The sequence below is a fragment of the Streptomyces sp. NPDC017993 genome (genome assembly GCF_044328065.1).
In the GTDB taxonomy this organism is placed as follows: Bacteria; Actinomycetota; Actinomycetes; order Streptomycetales; family Streptomycetaceae; genus Streptomyces.
This window is the reverse complement of sequence record NZ_JBIRGO010000021.1, coordinates 121861-138615: the sequence shown is the minus strand read 5'-3', so window position 1 is coordinate 138615 and position 16755 is coordinate 121861. Positions and strand designations below refer to the sequence as shown.

Sequence of the window (16755 nt, the reverse complement as noted above, 5' to 3'; positions counted from 1 at the left end):
CAGGTGTTTGAGCTGGCAGTACGACGCGCAGACGGTGTCCATCTGGACCACGGCCGGACGGATCAAGAACGTCCGCTTCGCCTGCTCTTCGGATGTGCTCAAGACCCTGCGGGAGGACCGCAAGGGCGAAGCCGACATGATCGAACGGGACGGCGTGTTCTACCTCATCGCCGTCTGCGAGATTCCCGAGGCCGAGCAGTACGAGCCCGACGGTTTCGTCGGCGTGGATCTCGGCATCGCCAACATCGCCACCACGTCCACCGGCTATACGGCCGCCGGGCGGGGCTTGAACCGGCACCGTAGGCGGCAGCTCGACCTGCGGCGCAAGCTCCAGAAGAAGGGCACCAAGTCTGCCAAGAGGCGACTCAAGGCCCGCGCGCGCAAAGAGCAGCGGCATGCCGCCAACACCAATCACATCATCGCCAAGACGATCGTGACCGAGGCTGAACGCACCTCGTCCGGGATCTCCCTGGAGGAACTCAGGGGAATCCGGCAGAGGGTACGGCTCCGCAAGCCCCAACGGGTCACACTCCACTCCTGGGCTTTCGCCCAGCTCGGAGACTTCATCGTCTACAAGGCCCGCAGGGCCGGCGTGCCCGTGGTCTTCATCGATCCCGCCTACACCTCGCAGCAGTGCTACGAGTGCGGCCACACCGATAAGAAGAACCGGGCAAGCCAAGCCCTCTTCATCTGCCGGAACTGCGGGGTCGTTGCCCACGCTGACCGGAATGCTTCCCGCAACATCGCGCGCAAGGGCGAGGCTGCGTGGACGGCGGGGCGTGAGTCACGCGTCCCTGCCACCCCATAGGGGTGTCCGGACGGAGGAGGCCCCGTCACCGCCAGTGGCGCCCTACCTCCAAGCCCGGTCCTTAGGGCCGGGTCAAGTTGACTTCGCGGCCATCCACTCGTCAAGCTGCTTCGGCCCGTTGATCCTGCCTCGGGCCTGCCGTCCCTCGGCGACGTCGATGACGACGTACTGACCACCGGAGAAAACCCAGTACCGATGCGGATCGTCCGGATCCTGCAGGGCCGCGTCGATGCCCTGGGAGAAACGCGGAAGGTCGCCGAAGCTCTTCCTCCACTCCTTCAGAGGGCGGGGGCCCGTCACCAGGGTGTCCGTGTGGCTCCCGTCGGACACGTCGATCAGGATGTACCGGTTGCCGGAAAAGACCCAGTAGTGATGGGGGTTGTCCGGACTCTGCATGACGGCGTCTATGCGGTGTGAGAACCCCGGCAAGTCCGCGAAGCTCGCCCACGACTTCAGCGGCTTGGGGTCGGACAGCCGTCCTCTCGCCCCACCTGCATCGGCGATCTCGATGAGGATGTACTGATCGCCGGAGAAGGCCCAGTACCGACTCTTGTTGTCGGGAGTCTGCATCACGGCGTCGATACGGTGGGTGAAGCGCGGCAGCCCCCCGAAACTCCGCTTCCAGCTCGCCAGTTCAGCCGGCCCTGATATTCGGCGCCCTTGGCCGTCCGCCACCTGCACTTTGGTGTACCGGCTGCCCGAGAAGAGCCAATACTCCCCGTCCCCGTCCGGTGTGGCCATGACGGCATCCACCTGCGCCTGAGGCGCGCCGGTCCGTCCATCGGGCGACGTACTCACCTGGTATGCCGCGATGCCGCCTGCGGCAACGACGCACACGACGAGGCCGACGACGGCCCAGCGCGGGAAGCCCCGACGCCGTCGACTGAGTTCACTTCGCGGCTGGCGCAGAGTCGGCGACAAGGGGCCGCCGGTGGCGACGGCATCAAGCCCCCGCAACACCGCGTCGATGGTCGGCCGATCCTCCGGGTCCTTCTCCAGCAGACCCGTCAGCACCTCGCGCAAAGATCCTGCCGGCAGCGCGAGCGAGGGGGGCTCGAAGGCGACCGCGTGCATGGTCGCAACGGCAGTCGGACGGGCAAAGGGTGACGCCCCGGTCAGCAGAGCACACAGCGTGCCGCCCAGGCTGAAGAGGTCACTGGGCGGGCCGGCGGGACGGCTGTGAAGGCGCTCGGGTGCCATGTACTCCGCCGAACCGAGCACCCCGCCCGCCGCGGTGTGCACGCTCCCTTCTCGCAATGCCGCAATGCCGAAATCCGTGAGCACGGCGCTGCCGTCCGGGCGTAGCAGGATGTTGGCGGGCTTCATGTCCCGATGCAGCGCCCCGGCGGCGTGTACGGCGTCGAGCGCGCCGGCCACCTGCAGACCGATCCTGGCGACCTGTTGCGGCGGCATCTTCCCCGACGCGGCAAGCTGGTCGGCGAGGGACGGTCCGTCGACGTACTCCATGACGATCCACAACAGCCCGTCGTGCTCCACGAGATCAAAGATCTCGATCACGTGAGGGTGGGACACGCGGGCGACAGCACGTGCTTCTCTCAGAACCCGTGCCGGCAAGTCGGCATGCTCGGTGCCGTCTCCCGGCAGGTGCAGTTCCTTGATTGCGACCATCCGCTGCAGCAGCCCGTCCCACGCTCGCCAGACGGTTCCCATCCCCCCGCGGCCGAGCCTTTCCTCCAGGCGGTACCGGCCAGTGATCAGCTGCTGTTCGTCATAGCGCACAGGCAGAACATACACATCGCCTCAGGCAGCGAGAGAAGTCGCGTCTCCCACACTCTCGCTCGCCACCACCGGGCCGGCTGCGCAGGTGCGCCATCCGGTCAGGAGGCCAGGTCTCCAGGTGAGTCGGAGGCTTGGTGTCGTAGAGGCAGTGCGGGTTATCGATCGCCTGCGGCCAGTGTCGAGGCGAGTCGTTCGAGCAGGCCGGCAAGCTGAGTTTGCTCCTCCCCGCTGAGCCCGGCGAGAAGCCGACGCTGGTTGTCCAGGTGGACGGCGATGAGCGCGTCGGTCAGCTCGACGCCCTCGGACGTGAGGGTGATGAGACGTCCGCGCGAATCGGTCTCTGCTACGGATCTGCTGACCAAGCCACGTGCTTCGAGCCGGTCGACCCGCTTGGTGATCGCGCCGGTGGTGACGAGGACGGTGCGGCTGAGCTCGCCCGCGGACAGAGCGTGGGGCGCCCCGGAGCGCCGGAGTGCCGCCAGTACGTCGAAGTCGCCGCTTCCCAGCTCTGCGGTGGCGAAGGGCGGGCGTAGCCGTTGGTCCAGTGCGTCGGTCAGTCGGAAGAGCCGGCCGATGACGAGCATCGGTGTCGCATCGAGATCGGGCCTCTCGCGCTTCCACTGGTCGACGATGGCGGCGATGGAGTCGGGCTGCATGACTTCCATTGTATCTTCCGCGGATGATAATTTACCTTCCATGGAAGATATTGCTTCGCAAGCCTCCGCGGCGGCGGTGGACTGTTACTTCGACCCCGCCTGCCCCTTCGCCTGGGTCACCTCCCGGTGGCTCCTCGAAGTCGAACGGCTTCAGCCGATCGACCTGCACTTCCGGATCATGAGCCTGTCCGTGCTCAACGAGCACCGCGAACTCGAGCCCTGGTACCGCGAGTTCAATGACCGCGCCTGGGGCCCGGCCCGGGTGTGCGCGGCCGCCGAGGCTCTCCACGGAAATGCGGTCCTGCGCGACCTCTACATGGCCCTCGGCAGCCGCATCCACAGGGAGCGCAACAAGGACTACGACGTGGTCATCACCGAGTCCCTCGAAGAGCTGGGGCTGCCCGCGTCACTGGCCAAGGCCGCTCACACCGACGAATTCGACGCGACCCTGCGCGCCGGGCACCAGGCCGGACAGGAGGCGATCGGCGAAGAGGCCGGGACGCCCGTCATCACCGTGGACGGCGCCGGCTTCTTCGGCCCCGTCCTCACCTCCATACCGAAGGGCGAGGAGGCGATCCGGCTGTTCCGGGCCACTCGGGCCCTGGCCGGGATGGGAGCGTTCGCCGAGCTGAAGCGGGGACGCGGTGCGCTCGACTTCCGCTGACCCCGGCGTTCGCACCCGCCGCCGCCTCATCGCGGCAAGCCTCGTCAGCTCGATCGGCGACGGCATATACGTGCCACTGACGATGCTGTTCATCCACTCGCTCACCAGCCTGTCGCTGACGTCGATCGGCGCGGGCCTGACCGTCGCCGGGCTCTGCGCGCTGGCGTTCATGCCCGTCACGGGCGTCCTCATCGACCGGTTCGGTGGCCGGCGGGTGCTCATCGTCGCGCTCGCGCTGCGAGCGGCCGGTTTCGCCGCCTACCCGTTCGCTGACTCCTACCCCGCGTTCCTGGCGATCGCCCTGGTGGTAGCGGTCGGGATGTGGGCCACCTCGCCCAGCCAGCACACTCTCATCGGCGAGATCGCCGAAGGCGCCGAGCGTGACCGGCTGCTGGCGTGGGACCGCAGCCTGCGCAACGCCGGCATGGGCTGCGGCAGCCTGGCGGCGGCCGGCCTGCTCGCGGTGAACGGCAGCGCCGGCTTCATCGGCGCCTCGGTGGTCCTGGCCACGGTCTTCGCCATCGCCGCGGCGCTCGTGGCCAGGATCTCGCCGGTCCACGGCGCCGACAGGCGGCCGGAGGAGACACGGGACGGGTACCGGCAGGTGCTTGCCGACCGGCCCTACCTGCTCATCACAGCTGCCAACTTCCTGATCGCCTTCGGCTACACCACCCAGGCCATCGCCTTGCCGGTCTTTCTCACCCGCGACATCGGCATGCCCGACGCCCTGGCCGGGACCGTATTCGCGGTCAACACCGCCCTGGTCGCCGCGCTCGGTGTCCCGACCGCCCGCCTGACCAGGCGGGGCAGGCGCACCCGCGCGGCCGCGCTCGGCGCCGTCATCTTCGCGCTCTCCTTCGCCGCCTTCGCGGCCCTTCCCCACCTCATCAGCGGCGCCGACGCCACCGTCGCCGTCCTGGCGATCGCGGTCCTCTACACCGCAGGCGAGCTCGTCCACTCCGCACCCTCGCAGGGCCTGTCGGTCCAGGCCGCGCCCAATCACCTGCGCGGAAGGTACCTGTCGATCTACCAGCTGTCCTGGTCGGTCTGCCGCACCACGGCGCCTCTGCTGCTGGGATTCCTGCTCGACGCCGGGCAATGGCAACTGTGGACCGTTCTGGCACTGATGGTCCTGACCGGCGCGGCGATCCTGCTGTACGCGGAGCGGGTGCTGCCGGCACACGTGGTCAGCACCCACCAAATCGCCGTCACCACCACCGTTCCTCAGGAGACCACGACCTGATGACCGACGGCCTTCACCCCCGGCATCGCCAGGTTGGCGAGCTGGAGAACGCCTTCTCCGGCCGCGGCGGCCGGGGGTGGACCGTGCCACACTTCAGCCATGGGCAAGCCGCAGACGATCGATGAGTACATCGGCAGCTTCGCCGGGGAGAGCCGCGAGCTGCTCGAGCACGTGCACGCGCTGGCCAAAGAGGCGGTCCCCGAAGCGAGCGAGGCCATCAAGTGGGGCAACCCCGCGTGGGTGCACCCGTCCGGGACGATCCTCTTCATGCTCAGCGGCCACGCGAAGCACGCGAACGTCGTGTTCACGCCCAGCACCCGCGAGGCGTTCGACTCCGAACTCGCCGGCTTCGCCACCGGCAAGGGCTCGGTCAAGCTCCCCTACGGCCAGCCGGTGCCGGGCGACCTGCTGCGCCAGATGATTGCGTTCCGCGTGCGTGAGCACGAGAACGACGGCGTGCTGTGGATGTGACGGCCATGAGCAGGAGGCAAGGCTTCTTGGCCGCCATCGCAGTCCAGGTCGGGCTGTCGTCGGTCTCCTCCACGGAGGCATGACCCTGTAGCCCGGCCTTATGCCCCCGCCCGGCACCGCCTGAACACCCTGGCAATCGCGGCAGCAGGCACGTCACCAGGCCCCTCACTGCCTCGGCGGATGCCGCCCGTCCGATGCCGCCCGTCGTCCTTCGCCGGCCCCCGGGGTACGCGTAGGGACTTGACCCCTTGATCTCAAGTCAGGTTGAGGTTCCATGATGAACGGCATGGAGACAACATTTCTTGACCCGCAGACGCAGGAAGCCGAGATCGAAGAGATCAAGCAGGTCATCGCCAGGCTTGAGCATTCCCAGCAGAACGAGTTGCCCGAGGAGTTCGTCAGCCTGTTCAGAGCCGACGCGATCTGGACGACGGGTCATGGCAAGGCTCTCACCGGTCGCGATGAGATCTCCGCCTTCACTCACCAGGTGCTGCCGGGTGCCATGAAGGACTCGACGGCCACCTACGAGGTGGTGCACGTACTGTTCATCCGCCCCGATGTCGCCGCGGTCAAGGTGCACGCACAGTACTCGACCCTGGAAGGTCAGCCGATCGGGAACGCGGGCACCCCGCTCTACGTGATGGCCAAGGAGGACGGGCAGTGGCGCCTGGTCGCCTGCCAGAACACAGAGGTGCTCGCCCCGTGACATGGCAACGTCCGTACGGGGAGGGCGAGTTGTGAGACAAGCGAGGTAGGGGCTCCCCGGAGAGGGCTTGCCGTGTGCCATGGCAACCTCCGGGCTGACAGGCAATCAACTCAGGTACGCAACCTGGGCCCTTGGCCAAGACCAATCACAGCGTTACGCGTTCGCCTTTAGACTCGACGATCAACGCCGGCTCAATTCAAAGGAGATGGAATGACACAGCCTCCCTTCGCCACCCTGTCCGCCGCGCTTGCGGGGCTCGGGACGGTTCTGGGCCTCCTCGCGGTCCAGTTGCGGGCAGACGGTTATGAGCAGTACGTCGATTCCGTGGCCACTGCCAGCGTCGTCATGTGGACCACTGCGTGCCTGACGGTCGTGACGTGGGTCCGCCACCGCCAGGCGAATTCGGACTGAGTTCCACAGACACCGAGGGCCGCCGGGACATCAGCCCCGGCGGCCGTCGCGTGCCCTCCACAAGTTTGCGAGACAACCCTTCGACAAGCGTTTGTCGGTGGGGTCCGGAGCCAGTGGCGATCACTGGGCTCGTGACTGTCGAGCAGGATGACGGCGCTGCCGGGTGGCGGCGAAAAATGGGAGGCGGGAGCCAACGGCGTGTTGGCAGGATGTCCGCGCTCGACACCCGACGCGAAGGGACCGACAACCGTGGCTCGCGCCATTACATTGATCCGCTCCGCCTCCCTGTCCGACATCGCCGAGTACGCCTACGCGGCGACGGCGCCCGCCGATTCACGCCTGATCTTCCTCGCCGGGGCGTGTCCGCTGAACGACGACGGCTCCACGGCGGCGATCGGGGACTACGCCGGCCAGGCATCCAAAGCCGTCGAGAACATGCGGGCTGCTCTCTCCGCCTCAGGTGCGTCCCTCCAGGACGTCATCAGTACACGTGTTCTCGTCGCATCGGGCCGGCGGGAGGACCTGGTGGCTGCCTGGCAGGTAGTGCGGGACGTGTTCGCGGACCATGACGTCCCCAGCACCTTGATGGGCGTCACCGTGCTCGGCTACGAGGACCAACTCGTCGAGATCGAGGCCGTCGCCGCCGTGCTCGATTCTTGAGCCCTCGTGCTCGGTCTCGCCGGTAGCAGGTCACTCAAGCGCGACTGCCGTGGAGTGCAGTAGTGATCGCAGCGTCAGTGGTTGAAGTTTCCACTGCGCGGGTTGCGGGCCAGGGGCCTGCTTACTCTACGAGGATGCCGGATCTTGAACTTGAACGTCTCGCACGTGTCCGCATGGCGGTCACGGGGGAGACCCTGGCGCGAGCACTCGCCGTTCTTCGGGGTTTCCCCAACACTGAGGCGCTCACAGCTGAGGCTGGGTCCGCGCAGGATGCTGAGCCAGGGACGCGGCGCCTGCGCCTGGTGGTGTCAGGTGAGAGCACATGGCAGTGACCCGACTGCCCATCAGATCTGCGAGCCCTCTCCGTCACACGACCCCCGTGGCTCCGGTGAATGAGCCGACGGCACTCCAAGACGTCTGCCACCCGTGTCCTGTGTTGCCGGCCATGTGCGTGCCCGGCGCGGGGAAGCGGGTACTGGTAAGTGCCGATCGGGGAGCCGCTCAAGCGGTCATCCGCTCTACCCACTCACGCTGGGTCTCGGCTCGCTCGATGCGACTGACGATGTCCTTCTTGGACGCCTCGTCCAAGGTCTCGGGAAGCGTGTCGAAGGTCCCGGGGAGAACGTCGAGCAGACCCCAAATCTGTTCGCCGGTCCTGACAGTCAGCAGCAGCTGGCACCTCACTGCGGCGACACTTCGGGACGGTGGCTGAGCCGGTGCACGAGTGTGGGGAACAAGTAGTGCGTCCGCTCTGCGGCGAGGTGTTCCCGCAGCCAGTCCACCGGGAGCCGTTGGCTGAAGCCGCATGTGGCGGCCTCCTCTGGTCGAGGAGCTGGTCGGTGTCCACGGTTCGGATGGTGTGGGGAAGAACTGGGGCTATGCCAAGATGATGCCAAGAAGCCCGGCAGGGCCGAGAGGCCGGTCGGCATCGGGATCTCTGGGCGCTTCCGTCCCGGGGTGTGCCAACAAGCGGGGCCACGTCGCCGGTCGCGCCGCCCTCCCATCCCTGCTTTGAGGGCGGTTTTTGGTCACCCCGTCAGCTGCTGGTCCAGGGCTCGGTCGATGGTGTCGGCGTGCTCCTGGAGCCAGGCGATCTCGAGGTGCAGCCAGGAGCCGGGGCCCCCGACGCGTCCGGCGCGTGCATGAAAGTCGCGCTCGTCCTCGACCCGGGCCGCGATGCGCCCGCCGAATCCCCGACGGTCCTCGTCCGGGAGCCCGTAAGCGTCGAGGAACGTGTGCAGGAGGGCCAGTTGGCGGTCGAGGTGGACGTCGATGTCGGCACCCAGCAGCCACAGCCAGGCGGCGTAGGCGAGGTCTCGTGTGCGGGGGCCGGGGGCGGCCTGGTCGAAGTCGAAGGCGGAGACAGGAAGGCCGTCGACGAAGGCGACGTTGAGCGGGGAGAAATCGTTGTGGCACACGGTCTCCTGGCCACCCGCGATCGGGCTGCCGGCGGTAGCGTCGTGCAGTCGGCGCAGCAGCTGCGCCGCGGCGGTGATCTGGGCGGAGGACCAGTCACGGGCCCGGAAGTCGGTGGGGGCTTCACCATGCTGGAAGCTGAGGATCTCGCGGCCCTTGGCATCGGTACCGAGCAGCCTCGGCGCGGCGTCGGAGCCGACGTCCTCCAGATGCCGGAGCAGTCGGTGCACGAACGGTGAGTGCGGCCCGACCGGCCGGCGCACCGTGTCCCCGACACGGACGACTCCCTGCGTGATCCGGCCCCCGGTCAACGGAATCTCCAGCTCCTGTTCCATGCGCGTCAGCATAGGCACCCTGCCGGGTGGCCCGCCGACCTCACGGCCGGCCGGAAGCAGCAGGCGAGCGGATCGCTGTGCTGCAAGCGGCCAAGACCACCCCTCCCATGGCGTTAACGGCTGTCCCGTTGTCCCCTTCAGGGGCGGATGACCGTCATCACGACCTTGCGGACGGCTTCGGCATCCGGCGGCGTGCTTTTCCGGTCGGCGAACAGAAGGTGTCCCGCCCCGACCAGCGTGGGAGCGAGGGTGTCGATGTCGGCGTCCGGTGCGATGCGGCGCAGTTCGCGCTCGGCCGAGAGGTAGGAGGCGATCATGGCTGTGGCTTCCGTCATGATCGGGATCCCGACCACCCGGGCCTGACGCAACCGGGCGCGCAGGCCGTCTCGGGAGGTGACGAGAGCGACGATCGCCACGGCGACCGGCCCGAACAGGTCTGTCAGCGCGCCGGTCAGGTTGTCGGCGACGGTTCCGGTCCCTGCGGAGTCGCGCAGGGCGGCGGCCTGGTTGTCGATCCGGGTGATGCGGTCCATGACGAGGTCGGCGAGGAAGGCGTCGAAGTCGGCGAAATGCCGGTGCAGGACCCCCTTGGCGCAGCCTGCCTCCGTGGTGACGGCTCGGCTGGTCAACGCGCTCGACCCCTCCCGGAGCAGAACGCGCTCGGCGGCGTCGAACAGTTGCTCGCGCGCATCGTGAAGGGCTGTCCCTGTCGGCACCGTCATCTCCTCATCCTGGCCAGGTGCACCCTAGAAGAGTGGGCATGCGCCCACTAGAGTGGGCGCATGCCCACTCTACCGCCTGAAGGAGCGCGCCCACCCGAGCGCGAGCCCCATCGGCACCGAGACATAGCCGAGTCATTCGGCACGGACGCCGAACGCTACGACCGGGCCCGGCCCCGCTACCCCGACGCCCTGGTGAGGCGGATCGTCGCCGGCATCCCAGGGCCCGACGTCCTCGACGTCGGTTGCGGAACCGGCATCGCTGCCCGGCAGTTCCAGATGGCCGGCTGCCGGGTGCTCGGGGTCGAGCCCGACGCGCGGATGGCAGAACTGGCACGGCAGACCGGGGTTGAGGCCGAGATCGCGACGTTTGAAGCCTGGGACCCTGCGGGGCGGGAATTCGACGCGGTCGTCGCCGGGACGGCCTGGCATTGGGTCGACCCGGTTGCGGGAGCCACCAAGGCCGGCCAGGTACTGCGGCCCGGCGGCCTGCTGGCACCCTTCTGGCACGTGGCCCAGCCCCCGCCCGACCTGGCGAAAGCCGTCGCCGCCGTCTGCGAACGGGTGATGCCTGACGCGCTGTTCAACTTCCGGGCGGCGATGACGCGGCCGGCCGTGGACATCTACCAGACGCAGTTCACTCGGATCGCCGACGGGATGCGGCAGGTGGGCGGGTTCAGCGATCCGGAACATTGGCGAGTCGACTGGGAGTGCTCCTACACCCGTGATGCGTGGCTGGAGCAGATACCCACCCAGGGCGCCTTCACCCGGCTCCCCCCGGACAAGCTTGCGGAGGTGCTGGACGGCGTCGGGGCCGCCATCGACGGGATGGGCGGCAACTTCACGATGCCCTACGCCACGGTGGCGGTCACCGCGACGCGAACCGGCACGTCCTGACCCGGAGATTTACAGCGGGTTGCGGCCTCACCGGTATCGAGGCCGTCAGCGGGGTCGGGCTGCGATCTGTCGACGGGCGGTGTTCCAGACCTCTTCGAACTCCTCGGAGGTCAGCGGCTCAGGGGCGTGGCCTTCCCACTCTGAGACGGGCAGTTCTGCTGTGATCCCGTATCTGTTGTCGTACTCGTTGAGGCTGCCTGTGTCGCAGGCCCGCTGCCACTCCGAGAGGGAAGCAGCTGCGATCGGGGTCAGCTCAGGCCCTTCGAGCTCGACCTGCCGAGTCACCCAGCCTTCGGCATCGAACTCGAAGTAGAACCAGACGTCTTCCTCGTCCCAATAGCAGCGCATCCACGTGTTCATCAGCTCATGATGGCGGGCACGTCTGACAACCGTTGCGGATAACGCCCGGTGCGCTCGTCCCTGACGGCGACGACTTCGGCCTGCGCAGCCGCCGATCTACCGTTCAACCATTCCCCATACGTCATCTTCGACGCCGCCGCGCTTGGGCTCCGCCACGCCACGGTCGCTGACCGTTGCACCACTGACGGGCCCTGGTCGCTCCCACCAGCCTTGGGGGCGCCGCAGTCCTGTGTCTGCGGCGCTGTCAGTGGCGGGTGCCACACTGCGGCAATGACTGAAACCCTGAAGGGGCCCGCCAGTTACTTCCCGTCGATCGAGAAGAAGTACGGCCGGTCGATAGTCGAGTGGAAGAACCTCATTCGTGCTTCGCCGTTGACCAAGCACATGGAGCTGGTCAGCTGGCTCAAGGCCGAACACAGCATGGGACACGGCCACGCCAATGCCCTCGTGGCCCACACCCTGGCAGAGCCTGGCGGGAAATAGGGAGGCGGCGGCCGAGGGCGGCCTCAAACGGTGGCGCGGCCTGCCCATGCGAACCGACAAGCCCGCCCCTGCCTACCAGGCCACACTCCACCGCGTGGCCATCCTCTTCCAGATCCGACGCTGACCACTGCGGTGTAGTCGCCCGGCCCCTGCCCGTGACGCCTTCGGCAACCGGCGGGGGCGTACTTCCCCGGCCGATGGCGCTGAACCTGGGATTCTGGCCGCGACCAAGCTCTGGACCTGCAACAACGCCCCGTGCAGAGGATTTTGGGTTCGTACGAGGCTATGCGGGCGGAACTCCCCATGGCCCCCTGAGCTATTCCTCCCACACCAAGGCGTTCGCCGTGTGCTGGGGTGCCAAGCGGAGGAGCATCTGGGCGCGTGTTCCGCAGGCAACGGAGGTATGACCTTCCGGCTGCCGGCCCATCCCTGAACGAGCCGCGCCTAAGTCCTGAGCCAAGGGCCGCCCTCCGCAATGAACTTGGCCGAATTCGCCACTGTCCGGACGTCGAGGAGGACCTTCCCGCCATCGCAGGCGGTCGCAGAGGCAGCCGAGGCCGACGCTGGCCTTGGAGTCGTGAGGGTTCTCCTGTTGCCGCAGCATGCGTGTTGGCTGCCTGGTGCCTGATTCCTGACTGGTGGGCCGTCAAATCAAGCTGAGAGCTTCAGAGGCGAGTGCGGTAGGGGGTGCCCCTGACGTGCGTGAAACGTGCTCTCAGCCACATAGTCCGAATGCCATCGGTCGTCCGGATAAACCCGGTACGGAGCAAGGTCACTGCATCGAGGTAACTCCAATGGCCTCATGGGCGAGCCAGGTGTGCCGGCCGTTACTGTTTCCTCGTGCCTGAACGGATTCTCAGATATTCGTTCTCGATTACCAGATATTCGAAATCCTTCTCGCCCTTCGTCCTTCGACTTTCGTCGTTTGACGTCATGTAGGCAGATCGCCAACCTCTTGAAGGAGAGCTAGCCCGATGACCGTTGAGACCAGCCCGGCTGCGCAGCTGGTGCCGCCTCGGCAGTCCAGGCTGCACACCGCGGCTGCGGCGGGGCCGACATCGCGATACCTAGGGGCAGCTCAGGGGCGCCAGAAAGGCGCTGCGCGAGCGCCAGGAGCACGAGTTGATCAGCAACCGCTGGTTCGCCCTGTTCCACAACGCAGCCTTCGAGCAGCGGGTTCATACCCACTCCGGCCCGCCCACTCGGGACGATCCAGACGAGCAGTTCTGCCTCCGCCGCGGCGCCAAGTACCTCCTCGCTCACCCCAGGACGGCCGCAGCGACAGAGCGTGAACTCGACGCCCGCGTGCGCGATCCGCACCACGTCGACCTCGGCGGGCGACACGCCCAGCCTGGGCCCGACCTTGTCCTGCATCAAGTTCCCATGGGCATGAAAGACCACCAGCCCAGAGTTCCTCATGCGAACCGCGAGGACAGCCAGTGGCCGGCCGGTATGCGCCAGACCGGCCCACCGGGGGAGTACGAGCCAGAGCCATCGGTGCGCTTCATGGGCATCAACGAGCAGGCGGTCATCTCGTACCCGGTCACCCCGTGCTACTCCGCCGCCATCCGGGTGCCTGACGCGTTCGGCGTGCTGGAGAACGTGCAGATCGCCCGCAGACGCGACTAGAGCCCCCGTCAGACGGCCACCACGGCCCGGACCTTCCCGGGCTGGGCAGCACGCCCGGGATCCGGGACAGCCCACCCACCTCACCAAGGAGCTACGGATGCCCGATCCCGGGGTTTTGCTTGGCATCGAGGCCCGCTTCGGGGCCCATGCCCACACCCACGCCGCCGAAGTCGCAGTCGGAGGCGCCCCACCCGGCCCGCCCTCCGGGCCCGTCGCTGCAGCGGGGGCCATTCCCGTAGACGTGTCCGTACCCGAGGACGGCTCGGATGGCGACCTGATCGCTCAGCACGCGGAGGAGGGTGCTGCCGCGGTGAGGACAACGAACGCTGCCCTGGAGCGGATCCTGCGTGGCCCCAGTGGGTTGGGCACGGCGAGCCTGCACTTGGCCCGGCGCGAGGAGCCTTTGGCACCTCCGGCCCCCGAGACACCGGTGGAGGGCAATCCCATCCCCGGCCTCTACTACCACCCGGTGCCGGAGCCCGACCAGGCGCGAGTCGAGGAGGTCAGCCGAAGGATCAAGGAATGGGCGGTGGACGAGGCCGAGGTGTACCCCCCGGAGTGGGAGGACCAGTTCGACGGCTTCTCCGTCGGCCGCTACATGGTCGCCTGCCATCCGGACGCGCCCAGCATCGAGCACCTGATGGTCGCCACGCGGCTGATGGTCGCCGAGAACGCGGTCGACGACTGCTACTGCGAGGACCACGGCGGCTCGCCCATCGGCCTCGGCAGCCGCCTTCTGCTGGCGCACACGGCGCTCGACCCGCTGCACACCACGCAGGAGTACGAGCCGGGTTGGGCGGAGTCGCTCCAGTCGGACGCCCCTCGGCGCGCTTACCGGTCCGCCATGGAGTACTTCCTCCAGAAGGGCACCCCTTCCCAGGTCGACCGGTTCCGGCACGACATGGCCCGTCTGCACCTTGGGTACCTCGCCGAGGCCGCCTGGGCCCAGACGGACCACATGCCAGAGGTGTGGGAGTACCTGGCGATGCGCCAGTTCAACAACTTCCGCCCCTGCCCGACCATCACCGACACCATCGGCGGCTACGAACTCCCGGCGGATCTGCACTCGCAGCCCGCCATGCAGCGGGTCATCGCGCTCGCCGGCAACGCCACCACCATCGTCAACGACCTGTACTCATACACGAAGGAACTCAACAGCCCGGGCCGGCACCTGAACCTGCCCGTGGTGATCGCCGAACGTGAGGGCGTCTCCGACCGGGAGGCCTACCTCAAGGCGGTCGAGGTCCACAACGACCTCATGCACGAGTTCGAAGCCGAAGCCGCCGCCCTGGCCGCCGCCTGCCCCGTGCCGAGCGTGCAGCGCTTCCTGCGGGGAGTGGCCGCATGGGTCGACGGCAACCACTACTGGCACCAGACCAACACCTATCGCTACAGCCTGCCCGATTTCTGGTAAGAGAATGGACTTATCTGTGACCAGCACCGAGTTCAGCACCATCAACGGCACCTCCGCGTTCATCCCCGCCCCCGCGTCGCCCTACCAGGGTGAAATCGCACGTTACTGGGACCAGGAGGCCAGGCCCGTGAACCTGCGCCTCGGCGACGTCGACGGGCTCTACCACCACCACTACGGCATCGGCGACGTCGACCACACCGCCCTCGGGAAGGCCGGAGACAGCGAGTACGAGAAGAAGCTGATCGCCGAACTCCACCGCCTGGAGTCGGCGCAGGCCGAAGTCCTCATGGACCACCTCGGCTCCATCGGGCGTGACGACACGCTCGTGGACGCCGGCTGCGGCCGGGGTGGTTCGATGGTCATGGCCCACCAGCGATTCGGATGCAAGGTCGAGGGCGTCACCCTGTCGGCCAAGCAGGCCGACTTCGCCAACCAGCGCGCCCACGAACTCGGCATCGACAACCATGTCCGGGCCCGCGTATGCAACATGCTCGACACGCCCTTCGAGACGGGGCAGGCCGCGGGCTCCTGGAACAACGAGTCGAGTATGTACGTCGACCTGCACGACCTCTTCGCCGAGCACTCCCGCATCCTTGAGGTCGGCGGTCGCTACGTGACCATCACCGGCTGCTGGAACCCGCGTTACGGCCAGCCCTCGAAGTGGGTGTCCCAGATCAACGCGCATTTCGAGTGCAACATCCACTCCCGCCGGGAGTACCTGCGCGCCATGGCCGACAACCGTCTCGTACCGCAGGCCGTCATCGACCTGACTCCTGCGACCCTGCCCTACTGGGAGTTGCGGGCAACGTCTTCCCTGGTCACCGGCATCGAAGAGGCGTTTATCAACTCCTATAAGGACGGCTCCTTCCAGTACCTCCTGATCGCAGCCGACCGCGTCTGACCGCTCGCCAACTGAAAGGGCCGGCCCATCACCCGATGAGCCGGCCCTTTCGGGGGAGCGCCAGGACGGCATCCTCGGATGGCTGCTCAGCTCCAACAGCCGGGCGGGAGGGTTGACCTGGTTCGTTCGTAGTGCATCGACGCCGGCCCCCTTCCTTCTGGCGGACCGACCGAGCGCTCAACACGACCCCGCGGCGCTTGCTACCCCTGCGCCACGACGACCTCAGCACCGCCCTGGCAGCGTCGTTGCCGTAGGCGGCCAGGGCATGGCGCCCTACTCGTGGAGCGCACCTCATAGGCCCCCACCACCCCACAGCAGCGACACCGCTCCGCAATCCGCATCACCCGACGAATAACGCCGCCGCGAGCGCTACGCCCAACGCAAGCCTCCCCGGCGGTGGGACGGCTCTGCCTGATTGTCAGAGCGCTGTGGAACACTCGCCGCCGTTGGTCGATAGAGAGGTCGAACGGGCTGTAAGCCAAGGGGGATTGCCTGTCATGGGTGTGCGCATCGGGTTCATCTGCGCGACGACGGAGGAGCTGGACAGGGCGGAGCGGGAGCCGAGTTGGGCTGGTGAGTAAGTCCACGAGCTGTACGGCAGCGCCGACTCTCCGATGTCGGCTCGTCCCTACGGTGGCCCGGACAAGGCGTGGGCCGGACTCCAGTTCCTGCTCGACGAGGCGGACGTTGGTCTCGAGTTCCTGATGGACGGGTTCCAGATCCTGGAGGACGGCACCCTGTTCGGGTGGTCCGCGGAGCAGGTCGAGAGTTTGGCACGACAGCTGCGGGCGACCCAGTGGGAGCAGTTGGCGGTCCACTGCGACCCGGAGCGGATGGCGCAGGAGCGGGGATGCCCGGCCGACGCGCTGGGCTCGATCGAGTACGCCTACGAAGAACCAGTCGCGTTCACGCTGAGGCAGCCAAGGGTCGATACGGGGCGTTCACGACCTTCGACTTCTAGGGCGCGCCGGATGGGTGGGCAGGCCGGCTGCTGGTGGAAGAGTCCTTCGCGTCGCGGGTCTGCTCGGCGCTACGAGTGCACCGCCGGTATTTCCGAGCAGAGCCGCATTTCTGCTTCTGCCTTGAGATCGAACACGGTTGCATTCCCTGAGCTTTACCTGCCGCTGACCAAGTCGCAGCGTTCGAGGCATTGCTGTCCCTCGCCTGACGTCAGGCGAGGGACAGCAATGATTGAGTCTGCGCGTCTGCTGTGAGGCGGGCTGCCCGCGGGCCGCGCATGCG

Annotated in this window: 17 protein-coding genes and 2 pseudogenes; 13 read left to right on the top strand and 6 right to left on the bottom strand. The window is 67.5% G+C overall.

Translation table 11 applies throughout. The features are described from left to right. Positions 1–808, top strand: an 808-nt coding sequence (locus ACH4FH_RS31380; protein WP_398559335.1) for an RNA-guided endonuclease InsQ/TnpB family protein, incomplete at its 5' end; no start/stop codon positions are given. 72 nt (positions 809–880) lie between these two features. Here the strand turns inward: ACH4FH_RS31380 and ACH4FH_RS31375 are convergent. Then, the gene (locus ACH4FH_RS31375) at positions 881–2548 is read right to left on the bottom strand and encodes a protein kinase (protein ID WP_398559334.1); all 1668 of its coding nucleotides are present in this window, start codon (positions 2546–2548) and stop codon (positions 881–883) included. A gap of 155 nt (positions 2549–2703) precedes the next feature. Further along, complete coding sequence (locus ACH4FH_RS31370) at positions 2704–3204, bottom strand: MarR family winged helix-turn-helix transcriptional regulator (protein ID WP_398559333.1); 501 nt, start codon at positions 3202–3204, stop codon at positions 2704–2706. Between the two features lie 40 nt (positions 3205–3244). Here ACH4FH_RS31370 and ACH4FH_RS31365 point away from each other — a divergent pair, with 40 nt between their 5' ends. From ACH4FH_RS31365 to ACH4FH_RS31340, 6 genes are all read left to right on the top strand, one after another. Continuing rightward, positions 3245–3868 carry a disulfide bond formation protein DsbA gene (locus ACH4FH_RS31365; RefSeq protein ID WP_398559332.1) on the top strand — a complete coding sequence of 208 codons (624 nt, stop codon included), beginning with the start codon at positions 3245–3247 and terminating at the stop codon, positions 3866–3868. Then, positions 3849–5111 carry an MFS transporter gene (locus ACH4FH_RS31360; RefSeq protein WP_398559331.1) on the top strand — a complete coding sequence of 421 codons (1263 nt, stop codon included), beginning with the start codon at positions 3849–3851 and terminating at the stop codon, positions 5109–5111. Before ACH4FH_RS31365 ends, ACH4FH_RS31360 begins: the two co-directional genes overlap by 20 nt. A 99-nt stretch (positions 5112–5210) precedes the next feature. After that, entirely contained in the window at positions 5211–5582 is a 372-nt protein-coding gene (locus tag ACH4FH_RS31355; RefSeq protein WP_398559330.1) for an iron chaperone, read from the top strand. Positions 5583–5868: 286 nt separating this feature from the next. Beyond that, the gene (locus ACH4FH_RS31350) at positions 5869–6288 is read left to right on the top strand and encodes an SgcJ/EcaC family oxidoreductase (protein WP_398559329.1); all 420 of its coding nucleotides are present in this window, start codon (positions 5869–5871) and stop codon (positions 6286–6288) included. Between the two features lie 210 nt (positions 6289–6498). Beyond that, entirely contained in the window at positions 6499–6699 is a 201-nt protein-coding gene (locus ACH4FH_RS31345; RefSeq protein ID WP_398559328.1) for an SCO3870 family protein, read from the top strand. Between the two features lie 249 nt (positions 6700–6948). Then, complete coding sequence (locus ACH4FH_RS31340) at positions 6949–7359, top strand: RidA family protein (RefSeq protein WP_398559327.1); 411 nt, start codon at positions 6949–6951, stop codon at positions 7357–7359. Between the two features lie 501 nt (positions 7360–7860). Here ACH4FH_RS31340 and ACH4FH_RS31335 read toward each other — a convergent pair. The 3 genes and pseudogenes from ACH4FH_RS31335 to ACH4FH_RS31325 form a co-directional block, all read right to left on the bottom strand. After that, positions 7861–8239: pseudogene (locus ACH4FH_RS31335) on the bottom strand (hypothetical protein). A 148-nt stretch (positions 8240–8387) separates the two neighbouring features. Next, a complete protein-coding gene (locus tag ACH4FH_RS31330; protein WP_398559326.1) occupies positions 8388–9110 on the bottom strand; it encodes a phosphotransferase in 723 nt (240 codons plus the stop codon). A gap of 137 nt (positions 9111–9247) precedes the next feature. Continuing rightward, complete coding sequence (locus tag ACH4FH_RS31325; protein WP_398559341.1) at positions 9248–9826, bottom strand: TetR/AcrR family transcriptional regulator; 579 nt, start codon at positions 9824–9826, stop codon at positions 9248–9250. A 66-nt stretch (positions 9827–9892) separates the two neighbouring features. Between ACH4FH_RS31325 and ACH4FH_RS31320 the strand changes: the two genes are divergently transcribed. Further along, complete coding sequence (locus ACH4FH_RS31320; protein WP_398559325.1) at positions 9893–10726, top strand: class I SAM-dependent methyltransferase; 834 nt, start codon at positions 9893–9895, stop codon at positions 10724–10726. Positions 10727–10771: 45 nt separating this feature from the next. On the opposite strand, the gene ACH4FH_RS31315 is transcribed toward ACH4FH_RS31320, so the two are convergent. Further along, the gene (locus ACH4FH_RS31315) at positions 10772–11086 is read right to left on the bottom strand and encodes a hypothetical protein (protein WP_398559324.1); all 315 of its coding nucleotides are present in this window, start codon (positions 11084–11086) and stop codon (positions 10772–10774) included. Between the two features lie 270 nt (positions 11087–11356). Here ACH4FH_RS31315 and ACH4FH_RS31310 point away from each other — a divergent pair, with 270 nt between their 5' ends. From ACH4FH_RS31310 to ACH4FH_RS31290, 5 genes and pseudogenes are all read left to right on the top strand, one after another. Then, positions 11357–11569, top strand: coding sequence for a DUF4287 domain-containing protein (locus tag ACH4FH_RS31310; RefSeq protein WP_398559323.1), 213 nt, complete (start codon positions 11357–11359; stop codon positions 11567–11569). Between the two features lie 1074 nt (positions 11570–12643). Next, positions 12644–13198, top strand: a pseudogene (locus tag ACH4FH_RS31305) (Crp/Fnr family transcriptional regulator); the annotation flags it as partial. A gap of 97 nt (positions 13199–13295) precedes the next feature. Continuing rightward, entirely contained in the window at positions 13296–14612 is a 1317-nt protein-coding gene (locus ACH4FH_RS31300) for a family 2 encapsulin nanocompartment cargo protein terpene cyclase (protein WP_398559322.1), read from the top strand. Positions 14613–14616: 4 nt separating this feature from the next. Further along, the gene (locus ACH4FH_RS31295) at positions 14617–15513 is read left to right on the top strand and encodes a geranyl diphosphate 2-C-methyltransferase (protein ID WP_398559321.1); all 897 of its coding nucleotides are present in this window, start codon (positions 14617–14619) and stop codon (positions 15511–15513) included. A gap of 614 nt (positions 15514–16127) precedes the next feature. Beyond that, positions 16128–16727 (top strand): DUF1877 family protein, encoded by a 600-nt coding sequence (locus ACH4FH_RS31290; RefSeq protein WP_398559320.1) that lies wholly within the window; start codon positions 16128–16130, stop codon positions 16725–16727. Positions 16728–16755: the final 28 nt, after the last annotated feature.